Here is a 13,561-nt window from a genome sequence, read left to right as displayed (position 1 = left end):
TCGTGAGGTGGCCGAGCCGGGGGTGGTGGATGGGTCATCGGTGTTGCAGGCGCAGCCACACCGCGGTGTCCGGGGGGACGAGGTCACCGTCGAGGGGGCTGCTGGCCAGCAGGCGGGTGTCGTGGTCCGGCAACGCGACCGGCGCCGCGGACAGGTTCAGGACGCAGGCGAAGCCCGGTCCGCGGGTGAACGCGAGGACGCCGGGCGCTGCGGGCAGCCAGTCCAGCGCCGGGGTGTGCAGGCCGGGTTCGCCGCGGCGTACCCGGAGCGCCGCGCGGTACAGCTCCAGCATCGAGCTGGGGTCGCCGCGCTGGGCCGCGACCGTGAGGCCCTTCCACTCCGGCGGCTGGGGCAGCCACGGCGGCTCGGCCGCACTGTCGGGGGAGAACCCGAACGGCGGTTCGTCGCCGTGCCACGGCAGCGGCACCCGGCAGCCGTCGCGGCCGTGACCCGAACGGGCCCACATCGGGTCTTGGCGCAGGCCGGGCGGGATGCTTTCGTGCTCCCACAGGCCGAGTTCCTCGCCCTGGTAGACGTACGCCGCGCCGGGCAGCGACAGCGACAGCAGCGTGGCGGCGCGGGCGCGGCGGGTGCCCAGTTCCAGGTCGACCGGTACGCCCTCGCGTTTGGCGGCGAAGCTGAACGTGGTGTCCGCCCGGCCGTACCGGGTGGGGTGGCGGGTGACGTCGTGGTTGGACAGCACCCAGGTGGCGGGGGCGCCGACCGCGGCGTGGACGTGCAGGGTCCGGTCGATGCATTCACGCAGCAGGCCGGGGTCCCAGGCGCAGCCGAGGAAGTCGAAGTTGAACGCGGCGTGCAGCTCGTCCGGGCGCAGGTAGTTCGCGAACCGTTCCGGGTCGGGCAGCCACACCTCGCCGATCAGGGCGCGGCCGGGATACTCGTCGGCCACCCGCCGCCAGGCGCGGTATATGTCGTGCACGCCGTCCCGGTCGTGGTACGGGTGCGGGGCGCCGTCGGCCACCTCGGGCAGCGCCGGGTCCTTGAGCAGCAGCGCGGCCGAGTCGATCCGGATGCCGTCGACGCCGCGGTCGAACCAGAACCGCAGGATGCTCTCGAACTCGGCGCGTACGTCCGGGTGGTCCCAGTTGAGATCGGGCTGTTCGGGGGTGAACAGGTGCAGGTACCAGTCGCCCGGGGTGCCGTCCGGGTTGGTGGTGCGGGTCCACGCGGGGCCGCCGAACTCGCTGCGCCAACCGGTCGGGGCAGTGTCGCCGCCGGGGCGGAACCAGAAGTAGTCGCGTTCCGGGGCGTCCGGCGACGCCAGCGCCGCCGCGAACCACGGGTGTGCGCGGGACACGTGGTTCGGCACGATGTCCACGATCATCCGCAGGCCGGCCGCGTGCGCCTCGCGGATCAGCGATTCGGCGCCGGCCAGGGTGCCGAAGACCGGGTCGATGTCGCGGAAGTCCGCGACGTCGTAGCCGGCGTCGGCCATCGGGGACGGGTACCACGGACTCATCCAGATCGCGTCGACGCCGAGGTCCGCGAGGTGGCCCAGGCGGTGCCGGATGCCGTCGAGGTCGCCGATTCCGTCGCCGTCGCCGTCGGCGAAACTGCGCGGATAGATCTGGTAGATCACCGCGTCGCGCCACCATGGGGTAGCCACGTTCACCTGCTTTCTCCAGGTTGGAGGGTCGGATCAGCCCTTGAGCGAGCCCGCGGAGAGCCCGCCGACGATGCTGCGTTGAAAGATCAGGAAGACGACGATCATCGGTACGCTCGCGATCACCATTCCGGCCAGGAACTGTGTGGGCGGCACCTGGCTGGTGCCGGCGAGCCGGCTCAACGCGACGCTCAGGGTCTGCGAGCCGGGGTCCTGCAGGACGAGAAGCGGCCAGAGGAAGTCCTTCCAGATACCGATGATCGCGAAGATCGAGACCACCCCGAGGACCGGCCGCGACAGCGGCAGCACCACCGACCACAGCACGCGCAGCCGTCCGGCCCCGTCGATCGCGGCGGCGTCCAGCAGGTCGTCCGGGATCTGGTCGAAGAACCGTTTGAGCACGTAGATGTTGAACGCGTTCGCGGCGGCCGGCAGCCACAGCGCCCACGGGGTGTTGAGCAGGTTGACGTGCACCAGCGGGACGTTCGTGACGGTCAGGTACGCCGGTACGAGCAGCGCCGCGGCGGGCAGCATGAGGCTGGCCAGCATGGCGCCGAGGATCACCTTGCCGAACGCCGGGCGCAGCTTGGACAGCGCGTACGCGGCGGCCACCGCGACCGTGAGCTGCACCAGCCAGCCGCCGAGCGCGTAGCCCACTGTGTTGAGGAAGTACCGGCCGATCTGCATCGTGCTCCACGCGGTCACGTACGTGTCCGGGTGCACGGTGTGCGGCACCAGCGTGGGCGGGTGCTGGGCGAACTCCTGGGGCGACTTGAGCGCGCTGCTCGCCATCCAGAACAGCGGGAACAGGAAGACCAGGCAGAACAAGCCCAGCGTCAGGCCGAGCACGACGACGTACGCGGCGCGGTGCCGGTGCAGGTCGGCCGCCGAGATCAGGGTCCGGTTCACGCTTCGCCCCGATCCGCGGTCAGCCGCAGGTACAGTGCGGAGAACGCGCCCAGCACCACGAACAGCAGCACGCTCATCGCTGCGGCCAGACCGAAGTCGTTGTTGACCGTGAACGCGTACCGGTAGATCAGCACCATCACGGTGATGGTGTCCGGGCTGGACGTGCCGGTGAGCTGGAACGGCTCGATGAACACCTGCATCGTGGCGATGACCTGCAGCAGCAGCAGGACCAGCAGGACGAACCGCAGCTGCGGGATGGTGACGTGGCGCAGCCGCCGCCAGACGCTTGCGCCGTCCAGTTCGGCCGCCTCGTACAGTTCGCCGGGAATTCCCTGCAGGGCGGCCAGATACATGAGCGTGGCGCCGCCCATGTTCGCCCAGGTCGAGACCAGGACCAGCGAGATCATCGCGGTACGCGGGGACTGGGTCCACTGTGACCCGGGCAGGCCCACGCCGTGCAGGATCGTGTTGAACAGTCCGTCGCCGGGATCGTAGAAGTAGCGCCACAGCAGCACACTGACGATCGGCGGCAGCATCACGGGCAGGTAGACCAGCACCCGGAACAGCCCGCGCAGGTGACGGAACTCGTTGATTCCGACGGCGACCGCGAACGGCACCGCGTACCCGAGGACCAGCGCCAGGCCGGTGAACAGCGCGGTGTTGCGCCACGCCGTCCAGAACAGCGGGTCGTCGAACAGGGCCCGGTAGTTGTCCAGGCCCACCCACCACGGGTCGGTGACGAAGTTGACCTGCTGGAAGCTCAGGAGGATCCCGCGCACCAGCGGATACCAGGAGAACAGGGCGAAGCAGGCGATGCCTGCGGCGAGGAACGCGTACGCCAGCAGGTTGTCCGCGACCGTTCGGCGCAGGCGTGCCGCGCTTGTGCGCACCGTCACCGGACCCCGGCCAGGATGGAGTTGACCTGCTTCTCGGCGTCGCTGAGCAACTGGTCGACGTTCGCGTCGCGGTCGGTGAGCACCTTCTGCATGGCGACGTCGAGCACCGCGTAGATCTGCTGGGCGTTCGGCGGTTCCAGTTTGACCGGGACGCGGCCCATCGACGCGACGAATGGCGCGTAGTTGGCCTGCGGCACGTTCGCGTACTGCTTGTCTGCGGCGGCCTGGGTGGCCGCGGCGGCGCCGGTGTAGATGGCGGGTTCGGGCAGGCCGACGGGCTGGCCGGTCTCGTTCGCCCACTTGTTCTCGGCGGCGATGCGCTCGGGTGAGGTGAACCAGAACGTCAGCCACTTGAGGCCGGCACGGATCTTCTCGGGGCTCAGCCCGGCCTTGAACATGTATCCTTCGCCGCCGCCGAGCGTGCCCTGGCCGTCCGGGATCGGCCCCAGGCCGTAGCGGGCGTAGTCGCCCTTGTACTGGTTGACGATCGTGGGGATGTTGTCCGCGGTGGCCAGGTACATGCCGAGCTTGCCGGAGCCCATCATCTGCAGCAGGTCGGCCCATTCGAGCAGCTGCCGCGAGCCCATCGAGTCGTCGGTCCAGCGCATGTCCTTGAGCTGCTGCAGGACCTGCCGCCCGGCCGCGTCGTGGAACGCCGCCTTCCAGGTGCCGCCGTCGTCGACCGCGATCGCGCCGCCGAGCGAGTACAACTCCGTGGTGAAGTGCCAGCCGCCGGTGTTGCTCTTGCTGTAGTCGCCGTATCCGGTGTAGCCGGGGCCGAGCGTGGCGATCTTCTTGGCGGCGGTGCGCAGGTCGGCCCAGGTTGCGGGCGGGGTGTTCGGGTCCAGCCCGGCCTTGGTGAACAGGTCGCGGTTGTAGAGCAGGCCCATCGAGTAGTTCTTGTACGGCAGGCCGTACGTGCCGCCCTTGCCGTCCTGGAAGACCCGCAGTACCTCGGGCTTGATCTGGCCGGTGACCGCGTAGTCCTTGAGGTACTTGCTGATGTCGGAGACCTGGTGTTTGGCGATCAGCCCGGCCGGGTCGGTGAAGTAGACGTAGAAGACGTCCTCCAGCTGGCCGCCCGCGAGCTTGGCGGGGAACGTCTGCGGGTCCATCTTGCCCTCGTGGGCCTCGATCCGGATTTCCGGGTTGGCCTTCTCGAACTCCGCGACGTTGGCCAGGAACCGGTCGTGACCGGCCTTCTCGGTGGCCGGGGGAAGGCCGTTGATCACCAGCGTGACCTTGCCGTCCTTCGGCACGTCGTCGGCGCCGCAGGCTGCGGCCGAGACGGTGAGACCGGCCGCGAGCAGGAGCCCGAGCGCGGTGCGCAGCGTGAACGTGGACATATGACATCGCCCTTTCGCAGGGGGTGGGTAGTGCGCGTCGGGGGATCGGGGACGGGGGCCCGCATGTTTCGTGGCGATGACGATACAAAGTCGAACAGGTGGCCGCAAGAACTGAATCAGAAGAAGAAAAAACACGACCGATGTCAGAGGCATGAACGGTCGAAGGGCGAGCCGGATCGGCTCGCCCTTCGACCGTGCTGAATGTTGCGGCGGTCAGCCCGCCGCGCGCGCCGGGGCCGGGCCGGTGGAGCCGCGCACCACCAGTTCCGGCTCGAACAGCAGCTCGTCCGTACTGGCCGCGGCACCCTCGATCTGGTGCACGAGGACGTCCACCGCGGCCTGGCCCATCAGCTCGATCGGCTGACGCACCGTGGTCAGCGGCGGATCCGTGCAGGTCATCAGCGCGCTGTCGTCGAAACCGACGACGGACACGTCGCCCGGCACGCCCAGGCCCAGCCGCCGGGCCGCCCGGATGGAACCGAGCGCCAGCACGTCACTGGCGCAGATCATGCCGGTCACCCCGCGCTGGATCAGCCGGGTCGCCGCCAGCCGGGCACTCTCCATCGAGAACGTCGTGCGTTCCACCAGGACCTCGCGGTCCGCGTCGGACCAGCCCGCCACGGCCGCCGCCGCGGCGAGCTTGCGGCGCGACGGCACATGATCCTCCGGGCCGGTCACCAGGCCGATCCGGTCGTGGCCGAGCGAGCGCAGGTGACCGTACGCCTGCTCCACCGCGACCGCGTCGTCCGTGGAGATGTGCGGGAAGCCCAGGCCGGGGACGCCCGCGTTCACCATCACCACCGGCATCCGGCGTTCCCGCAACTGCCCGTAGTGGCCGTGCTCGGCCGTGGCCAGCGCGTACGAGCCGCCGGCGAAGACCACCCCGGACACCTGGTGGTCGAGCAGCATCTCGATGTAGTCGCGTTCCGGCACGCCGCCGATGGTGCGCGCGCACAGTGCGGGGGTGAAGCCGCGCTGGGCGAGCGAGGCGGTCACCACCTCGGCGAGCGCGGGGAAGATCGGGTTCTGCAGCTCCGGCAGGACGAGGCCGACGAGCCGGCCGCGTTCGCCACGCAGCTTCGTCGGCCGCTCGTAGCCGAGGACGTCGAGCGCGGTCAGCACGGACGTCCGGGTCGCCGCGGAGACCCCGCTGCGGCCGTTCAGGACCCGGCTGACGGTCGCCTCGCTGACGCCCGCCTTCTTCGCCACCTCGGCAAGACGCTTCGTCATACCGGCAATCGTACGTCGGATTCTTGCAAGTCTTGCAGCAAGTCCGGTCGGCTTCCTGCTCGCCGTTGCAGCCATCGCCGGCAGGACGGGACCGCTCCCGTACGAGGTGGAGGAAGGCACCACGAATCGGGCCAAAACGGTGCGGTTGCCCCGGTGAGGGTGCGATGTTGGGACGAGGGGGAAGGGATGGGCGTGAAGCGATGACCGACTGGGACACCACTGCCACCGACGAACAGCCCGACGAGGGCACCTACGACTACGGCGAACGCCGTGGCGACTCGGTGCAGCGGCTCGCCGACGTCAGCAACACCATGGCGACCGCCACGAGGCAGGCCGTCAAAGCGGCCGAGATGGCCGTAGCCGTGATTCAGCGGCTCGACGCGAGCAGCACCGAGATCGGCAAGGTCGTGCAATTGATCGCCACGATCGCCAAGCAGACCAACCTGCTCGCCCTCAACGCCACGATCGAGGCGGCGCGGGCCGGTGAAGCGGGCCGCGGCTTCGCGGTCGTCGCCAGCGAGGTCAAGGACCTGGCCAACGAGACCGCCACCGCCACCAACGAGATCGGCGGGCAGGTCGGCGGAATCCGCGCGGACACTCAGAACGCCGTCTCGGCGATCGAGGAGATGCAGCACCTCATCGCCGAACTGGACCGCTGCCAGCAGATCATCAGCGGCATCGTCGCCGAGCAACAGGCCGCCTGAGGCCCAGCGGCGCCGAGACCGGCCCGGTACCGGCCGACGGGTCCGGGCGATGCGCGAGGATGGGGGCATGGCCCGACGCACCGCGCCCCCGTCCGCCGACGCCGGTCCCTGTCCGTGCGGGCGCGGCCTCCCGTACGTGGAATGCTGCGGACCAGCCCACCGCGGGCAGCCACCGGCCAGCGCCGAGGCCCTGATGCGCGCACGGTACAGCGCCTATGCGCGCGAGGACGACGCGTACGTGCTCGCGTCGTGGCACCCCGACTCGCGGCCCTCCGAACTCGCGCCCGACGCGGGTCTGACCTGGGTGCGCCTGGACGTGCTCGGGTCGAGCGGCGGCGGTCTGTTCGACGCCGAGGGGACGGTCGAGTTCCGTGCCCACTACCTCGACCAGGGCCAGCCCGGCGAGCTGTACGAGCGCAGCCGTTTCGTGCGCCACGACGGCCGGTGGGTGTACTGGGGGCCCGTCCTGGAACACGGCGGTCTCGCGCACATCTGGCCCGTGTGATGTGCTGAGCTCTGGCGAAGATCCACAGCACGACAAGGAGCCGTCAATGTCGACGCGCCACGAGCGACCTCTCGAGGACGGGATCGTCCGCGACTTCAAGGTCAACCTCTCCTACGGCAAGTACCTGCACCTGGATCAGATCCTCTCGGCGCAGCACCCGGTCAGCACCCCCGAGCACCACGACGAGCTGCTGTTCATCCTCCAGCACCAGACCTCCGAGCTGTGGCTCAAACTGATCCTGCACGAGCTGCGCGAAGTGCAGCGCCGGCTCGCCGCCGACGAGCTGCGCCCCGCCCTCAAGGGCCTGGCCCGGGTCAAACACATCCAGCACTGCCTCACCGAACAGTGGTCCGTGCTGGCCACCCTCACCCCCAGCGAGTACGCCGAATTCCGCAGCTTCCTGGGCACCTCGTCGGGCTTCCAGTCGTACCAGTACCGGGCGATCGAGTTCACGCTCGGCAACAAGGACCGCCACATGCTGTCGGTCTTCACCGACGACCCCGGCGCCCATGCCATGCTCACCGAGGCGCTGGAACGCCCCACGGTGTACGACGAGTTCCTGCGCCTGCTCGCCCGCCGCGGCCACGACGTGCCCACCGCGATCCTGGAACGCGACGTCACCGAGGGGTACCGCTTCCACCCCGAGCTGGTGCCCGTGTTCGTGAACATCTACGAGCATTCCGGGCAGCACTGGGAGGCGTACGAGGCGTGTGAGGAGTTCGTCGACCTGGAGGAGAACTTCCAGTACTGGCGGTTCCGGCACCTCAAGACCGTCGAACGCACCATCGGCTACAAGCGCGGCACCGGCGGCTCCAGCGGGGTCACGTTCCTGCGCAAGGCGCTCGACCTGACGTTCTTCCCCGAGTTGTACGCGGTGCGTACCGAAATCGGCGCGGCCCCCGGGAACGAAGCCCGATGACCGACGACCTGCTCGCCCGCGCCGAAGCGCTCGACGCGGCGGACCCCCTGGCCCACCTGCGCGCCCGGTTCGTCACCCCCGACGGCCACGACGTCATCTCGTACCTCGACGGCAACTCGCTCGGACGCCCGCTGGAGGCGACCGCCCGCCTGATGGACTCGTTCGTCCGCGAGCAGTGGGCCGGGCGGCTCATTCGCGGCTGGACCGACGGCTGGCTGGAGTGGCCCCGGGTGCTCGGCGACCGGCTCGGCACCGTTGCCCTCGGCGCCGGCGCCGGACAGGTGGTCATCGGCGACTCCACCACGGTGCTGCTGTACAAGCTGGCCCGCGCCGCGGTCGACGCCCAGCCCGGCCGCCGCCGGGTCGTGCTGGACACGGACAACTTCCCCACCGACCGGTACGTGCTGGAAGGCATCGCCGCCGAACGGGGCCTCGAACTGGACTGGATCGAGACCGACCCGGCCACCGGCATCCAACCCGAACAGGTCGCCGCCGCGGTCGGCGACGACACCGCGCTGGTGCTGTTCAGCCACGTCGCGTACCGGTCCGGGTGGCTCGCGGACGCCGCCGAGATCAACCGGATCGCGCACGCCGCCGGAGCGCTGACCCTGTGGGACCTCAGCCACTCCGCCGGCAGCGTTGGAGTCGAACTGGACGCCTGGCACTGCGACCTCGCCGTCGGGTGCACGTACAAATATCTCAACGGCGGGCCCGGCGCGCCCGCCTTCGCCTACCTGCGCCGCGACCTGCAGGACCGGCTGCGCCAGCCGATCTGGGGCTGGATGGGCCACCGCGCCTCCTTCCACATGGGCCACGGCTTCGAGCCCGCCCTCGGCGTCCAGGCCCTGCTCAGCGGCACCCCGCCGATCCTCGCGATGGTGCCCCTGCACGCCAACCTCGACCTGCTCGCCGAGGCCGGGATCGCCGCGGTCCGCGCCAAGTCGGTGCTGCTCACCGGGTACGTGCTGGAGCTGGCCGACCGCTGGCTCGCGCCGTTGGGCGTCGAGGTGGTCAGCCCGCGCGAGGCGCACCGGCGCGGCGGGCACGTCACGTTGCGCCGCGCCGGGTTCGAGCAGTTGCTGGACGGGCTGTGGGGGCACGGGGTCATCCCGGACTACCGTCGCCCCGACGGCATCCGAATCGGGCCGGCGCCGCTGAGCACCAGCTTCACCGAGGTGCATCGCGGTCTGTCGGTGCTGCGCGTCCTGCTCGACCAGCAGCGATGAGCCCCCCGGCGGACGAGTGGCTGCTGGCCGACGAGCTGTGGTGGGACGGGCAGTTGCGCCGTGGGGAGGGACTGCGGCTGCGCGACGGGGTGCCGGTCGCGGCGGGCCGGGTCCCTGCCACCGGGGCCGCGGTCCGGCGGCTGCCCGGCACCCTGCTGCCGGGGCTGTGGGACGCACACGTCCACTCCGCCCTGGTCGATCTCGGCACCGTCCGCGCGGGCGGGATCTCGGCGGTATGGGACCTGGGCGGCGTACCGGCGTCGGTCGCCGCGCTCGCGGCCCGGGCCGCGCGGCCCGGCTCCGGCCTGCCGCGGATCCGCCACGCCGGGCCGTTCCTGACCGCGCCGGGCGGGTACCCCAGCGACCGTTCGTGGGCGCCGCCGGGCTGCTGCCGGGAAGTCCGATCGCCCGACGACGCGGCCGACGCGGTCGCCGAGGCGTACGCGGGCGGAGCCACGCTCATCAAGGTCACCGTCCACGCCGGTGGGCCGATGCTGCCCCCGGCGACCCTGGCAGCGGTCGTCGCCGCGGCCGGCGGGCTCGGCCTGCCGGTCGTCGCGCACGCGGAAGGGCCCGGCACGGTGGCCGCCGCGTACGAGGCCGGGGCGGGGTTGCTCGCCCACACGCCGTGGACGGAACCGCTCGACGCCGGGCTGGCACGCGACTGCGGACAGCGGATGACGTGGATCAGCACCCTCGACATTCACGGGTACGGCGTACCCGACCCGGCCCAGGACACCGCGATCGGTAACCTGCGCGCCTTCCTGGACCACGGCGGCACCGTCCGGTACGGCACCGACCTGGGCAACGGCCCGCTGCCGCCCGGGATCAACCGGCGCGAGATCCGGGCGCTGCAGCAGGCCGGGATGAGCCCGGACGACATCCTGAGCGCGATGACCGGCCCCGCCCCGGGCATCGCGGCCGAGCCGTGCTGGATCCCGGGCGGGCTGAGCCTCGAATCCGGGGTCTTCGCCGACGCGCTGGCCACCGCCCGGGTGGTCGGCCCCGACATCCGGCCGCGCGACGCAGGGCGGAGCATCGACTCATGACCCTCGCCGTCACCGGCGCCACCGGCCGCCTCGGCGGTCGTGTGGCGCGCCGGCTCGCCGCTGCCGCGTACCCGCTGCGGCTGCTGGTCCGTGATCCGGGCCGGGCGCCCCGGCTGCCCGGCGCCGAGGCCGCGGTGGCCGACTACGGCGACCCGGCCGCCCTGCGCGAGGCCCTGGCCGGTGCGGGCACCGTGTTCATGGTGTCCGCGGCCGAGTCTCCCGACCGGGTGGACCGGCACCGGGCGTTCATCGACGCGGCCGCCGCGGCGGGCGTGCGCCACCTCGTCTACACCTCGTTCGTGGGTGCATCGCCCGACGCCACGTTCACGCTGGCCCGCGACCACGCGGCCACCGAGGAGCACCTGCGGGCGAGCGGCCTGACGTTCACGATCCTGCGCGACAACCTGTACGCCGACTTCCTGCCGCTGATGGTCGGCGAGGACGGGGTGATCCGTGGCCCGGGCGGGGACGGGCGCGCGGCCGTCGTCGCCCAGGACGACATCGCCGACGCCTCCGTCGCCGTGCTGCGCGACCCGGCCACGCACGGCGGAGCGACGTACGACCTGACCGGTCCAGAGGCGCTGAGTTTCGCGGAGATGGCGGCGACGATGAGCGCGGAGAGCGGCAACCCGGTCCGGTACGAGTCGGAAACGCTCGCGCAGGCGTACGCGTCGCGGGCCCGCTACGGCGCTCCGGAGTGGCAGGTGCAGGCGTGGGTCAGCACGTACACCGCGGTGGCCGCGGGTGAGCTGGCGGCGGTCAGCCCGGCGGTGCCCCGGCTGACCGGGCGCCCGGCCACGCCGTTCGCGGAGGTGCTGCGCGGCGCCCGCCCGCAGCGGTGATCTTCTCGGGGTTCAGAGCGGCACGGTCCGGCCGCCGGTCGCCGCGGCCCGGGCCGCGTCCAGCACCTCCATGGCGCGCACCGCGTCCCACGGATCCACCGGCACCGGGGCGTCGCCGCGTACCGCCGCCGCGAACGCCGGGTAGAACGAGTCCCACCGGCCGCGCTCGCTGGGCACGGGCGCCCCGGTGGCGCCCCGGTACAGCCGGCCCCAGGCGGGTTCCGGCTCCACGCCCCAGCGCTCCCCGAGCCCGGCGGGGGAGCGGCCGGCCTTGAGAGCCGCCTCCTGCCCGTCGAGGTCGTCCACCACGTACGCGCCGAGGCTGCCGCTGACCCGCAGGCGTGGCCCCGGCGCGCCCTGCCGCCAGCTGCCCCACAGGTGCGACTCGACCCCGCGCGCATGGTGCAGAGCGACGAACACGTCGTCGTCGAGCCCCCCGTCGCCGCGCATCTCCGCGTGGACCCGGGTGGCCGGGCCGAACACCAGCAGCGCCTGATCGACCAGGTGGGAGCCGAAGTCCAACAGGGTGCCGCCCCCGGCCGCGGGCGGCTGCCGCTGCGGTGCCCACCGTTCGAAACGGGACTCGAACCGGCGTACCTCACCGAGGGTTCCGTCGGCGACCAGGCGTCGCAGGGTCAGCAGGTCGGAATCCCACCGCCGGTTCTGGTACACCGTCAGCGGCACACCGGTGTCGCGGGCGGCGGTCGCGATCTCGCGGGCGGTCGCGGCGTCCAGCGTGAACGGTTTGTCCACGACCACGGCCAGTCCGAGCCCGATCGCCTCCTTGGCCAGCCGCTCGTGGGTGGCCGCGGGCGTCGAGATCGACACCGCGTGGGCGCCGGCCGCGGCGAGCTCGGCGAGCGAGGCGAACGCCACTGCCCCCGGATGGTCCTCGCGCAGGCACGCCTGCCGCTGCGGCGAGGTGGTCACCGCGCCCAGGAACCGTACGCCCTCGGCGGAGGCGATCAGCGGGGCGTGGAAGGTCCGCCCGCCCAACCCGTAGCCGACCAGCCCGAGGCGCACCTCGGCCGTCACGTCGGCGCGCCGAACGGCCCGGTGACGCGGCTGCGCCCGGGCCCCAGCGGTGCCGGGCGGCGCAGCGCCCGGCCGGTCACTCCGGGTCGCCGGGCCGCCAGCGTGCGGGCGTGCTGGAGTGTGGACAGCAGCGCGAGTGCGGCCTCGGCGCCCTGATGGCGATCCGGGCCGTCCACGGTCAGCGCGTCGTAGCCGCCGCCGGTGAGCGGGTCGTACATGACCGCGCCGGCGTCGTTGTCGCCGAGGAACCACGCCACGGCCTGGAACAGCGCCGCGTCCCAGCGGTCGTCGCCGGTCACCGCGGCGGCGGTGGCGCACGCGTCTGCGGTGGCGGCCACTTCCGCCGGCCGTTGGACACCGGGGGCCGGGTGGTCCTCGGCCGTGGCCCCTCGCCCGGTGACGCCGCGACCCGCCTCGGCCGGCCCCGGGTCGTTGGGCGGGCACAGGTCGTCGGCCGGGCGCAGGCCGTTCGCCGGGACCGGGGACAGGTGACCGTCGCGGTCCTGGACCCGGCACAGCCAGGCGAGCATGCGCAGGCCCTCGGTGAGCAGGCACTCGTCGCCGAGCAGATCGCCCGCCGCGACCACCACCTCGGCCAGGGCCGGGTTGGCGTACGTCAGCTCGGGCTCCGGCCACGCCCACCCGGGGTCGCCGCCGGGCAGGCCCACCACGGTCGCCGCGTCGGCGAGCAGATCCGCCGCCGCCGCGGCCCGCGGGTCCGCGCGCAGCACCTCGGCGGCGCCCAGCCCGGCGAACGCCATAGCCCGTGGGCTCGGCGAACGCAGATGTGCCCCCAGCCGGAACGCCTCCGACGCCGCGCGGCTGATCCATGGCACCGTGCTGCGGGCCGCCGCACTGCCCAGGCCCCACATCGCGTGACCCCACGGCTCGCCGGTGGACGGCTCGTCCAGCCAGCGCCGGTCGTAGCCGAGCCGGGCGTGGAACGCGCCGTCGAGGTCCTGAGCGTGCACGAGGCAGGCCAGATACCGCTCGGCGAGCGCGACGACCTGTGTGGCCGGACGGGGCTCGCGGCTCGCCACGAGCAGGCCGCGGGCCGCGTCCTGCACCCGGTAACCGTGCTCGCGGCTGGCGATGGCGGTGCGGGCGAACCCGAGCAGGCCGGTGTCGTCGGTGAGCCGGGCGACGTGCCCCCAGGCGGGGGCGGGCGCGTCGGAGAGCCGGAGGGGCGGCGGCACGAGCCACAGGGTCTGCGCGGGCATGACCGGCCCCTCCTGCTCGGCGGCTGCCTCCCCGCAGCACGGACACGGCGCGCGGT

13 protein-coding genes are annotated in these 13,561 nt (G+C 72.4%); 6 read left to right on the top strand and 7 right to left on the bottom strand.

The window, feature by feature from the left end:
* Positions 1-34: 34 nt before the first annotated feature.
* The 5 genes from ACMCNK_RS12050 to ACMCNK_RS12030 all read right to left on the bottom strand — a co-directional run bounded on the left by ACMCNK_RS12050 (position 35) and on the right by ACMCNK_RS12030 (position 6,005).
* Positions 35-1,627, bottom strand: coding sequence for a glycoside hydrolase family 13 protein (locus ACMCNK_RS12050; protein WP_412736487.1), 1,593 nt, complete (start codon positions 1,625-1,627; stop codon positions 35-37).
* Positions 1,628-1,660: 33 nt separating this feature from the next.
* A complete protein-coding gene (locus tag ACMCNK_RS12045) occupies positions 1,661-2,533 on the bottom strand; it encodes a carbohydrate ABC transporter permease (RefSeq protein WP_412736486.1) in 873 nt (290 codons plus the stop codon).
* Positions 2,530-3,429, bottom strand: a complete 900-nt coding sequence (locus ACMCNK_RS12040; protein ID WP_412736485.1) for a carbohydrate ABC transporter permease — start codon at positions 3,427-3,429, stop codon at positions 2,530-2,532. The genes ACMCNK_RS12045 and ACMCNK_RS12040 overlap by 4 nt, the downstream gene beginning before the upstream one ends.
* A complete protein-coding gene (locus ACMCNK_RS12035) occupies positions 3,426-4,775 on the bottom strand; it encodes an extracellular solute-binding protein (RefSeq protein ID WP_412736484.1) in 1,350 nt (449 codons plus the stop codon). The genes ACMCNK_RS12040 and ACMCNK_RS12035 overlap by 4 nt, the downstream gene beginning before the upstream one ends.
* A gap of 213 nt (positions 4,776-4,988) precedes the next feature.
* The gene (locus ACMCNK_RS12030; RefSeq protein ID WP_412736483.1) at positions 4,989-6,005 is read right to left on the bottom strand and encodes a LacI family DNA-binding transcriptional regulator; all 1,017 of its coding nucleotides are present in this window, start codon (positions 6,003-6,005) and stop codon (positions 4,989-4,991) included.
* A 200-nt stretch (positions 6,006-6,205) separates the two neighbouring features.
* On the opposite strand from ACMCNK_RS12030, the gene ACMCNK_RS12025 reads away from it, so the two are divergent.
* From ACMCNK_RS12025 to ACMCNK_RS12000, 6 genes are all read left to right on the top strand, one after another.
* On the top strand, positions 6,206-6,709 hold the full coding sequence (locus tag ACMCNK_RS12025) for a methyl-accepting chemotaxis protein (RefSeq protein ID WP_412736482.1): 504 nt from the start codon (positions 6,206-6,208) through the stop codon (positions 6,707-6,709).
* Between the two features lie 136 nt (positions 6,710-6,845).
* The gene (locus ACMCNK_RS12020; protein ID WP_412740824.1) at positions 6,846-7,214 is read left to right on the top strand and encodes a YchJ family protein; all 369 of its coding nucleotides are present in this window, start codon (positions 6,846-6,848) and stop codon (positions 7,212-7,214) included.
* 46 nt (positions 7,215-7,260) lie between these two features.
* Positions 7,261-8,133 carry a tryptophan 2,3-dioxygenase gene (locus ACMCNK_RS12015; protein ID WP_412736481.1) on the top strand — a complete coding sequence of 291 codons (873 nt, stop codon included), beginning with the start codon at positions 7,261-7,263 and terminating at the stop codon, positions 8,131-8,133.
* Complete coding sequence (gene kynU / locus ACMCNK_RS12010) at positions 8,130-9,359, top strand: kynureninase (RefSeq protein ID WP_412736480.1); 1,230 nt, start codon at positions 8,130-8,132, stop codon at positions 9,357-9,359. Before ACMCNK_RS12015 ends, kynU begins: the two co-directional genes overlap by 4 nt.
* Positions 9,356-10,408: an amidohydrolase gene (locus ACMCNK_RS12005; RefSeq protein WP_412736479.1), complete on the top strand. Its 1,053-nt coding sequence runs from the start codon at positions 9,356-9,358 to the stop codon at positions 10,406-10,408. The genes kynU and ACMCNK_RS12005 overlap by 4 nt, the downstream gene beginning before the upstream one ends.
* Complete coding sequence (locus ACMCNK_RS12000) at positions 10,405-11,250, top strand: SDR family oxidoreductase (protein ID WP_412736478.1); 846 nt, start codon at positions 10,405-10,407, stop codon at positions 11,248-11,250. Before ACMCNK_RS12005 ends, ACMCNK_RS12000 begins: the two co-directional genes overlap by 4 nt.
* Before the next feature lie 12 nt (positions 11,251-11,262).
* On the opposite strand, the gene ACMCNK_RS11995 is transcribed toward ACMCNK_RS12000, so the two are convergent.
* Positions 11,263-12,285, bottom strand: a complete 1,023-nt coding sequence (locus ACMCNK_RS11995; RefSeq protein ID WP_412736477.1) for a Gfo/Idh/MocA family oxidoreductase — start codon at positions 12,283-12,285, stop codon at positions 11,263-11,265.
* Positions 12,282-13,505 (bottom strand): glycosyltransferase, encoded by a 1,224-nt coding sequence (locus ACMCNK_RS11990; protein ID WP_412736476.1) that lies wholly within the window; start codon positions 13,503-13,505, stop codon positions 12,282-12,284. The genes ACMCNK_RS11995 and ACMCNK_RS11990 overlap by 4 nt, the downstream gene beginning before the upstream one ends.
* Between the last annotated feature and the right edge of the window lie 56 nt (positions 13,506-13,561).

This window comes from Krasilnikovia sp. MM14-A1259 (genome assembly GCF_047159535.1).
Classification (GTDB): domain Bacteria; phylum Actinomycetota; class Actinomycetes; order Mycobacteriales; family Micromonosporaceae; genus Actinoplanes.
This window is presented reverse-complemented; position numbering and strand designations above follow the sequence as displayed.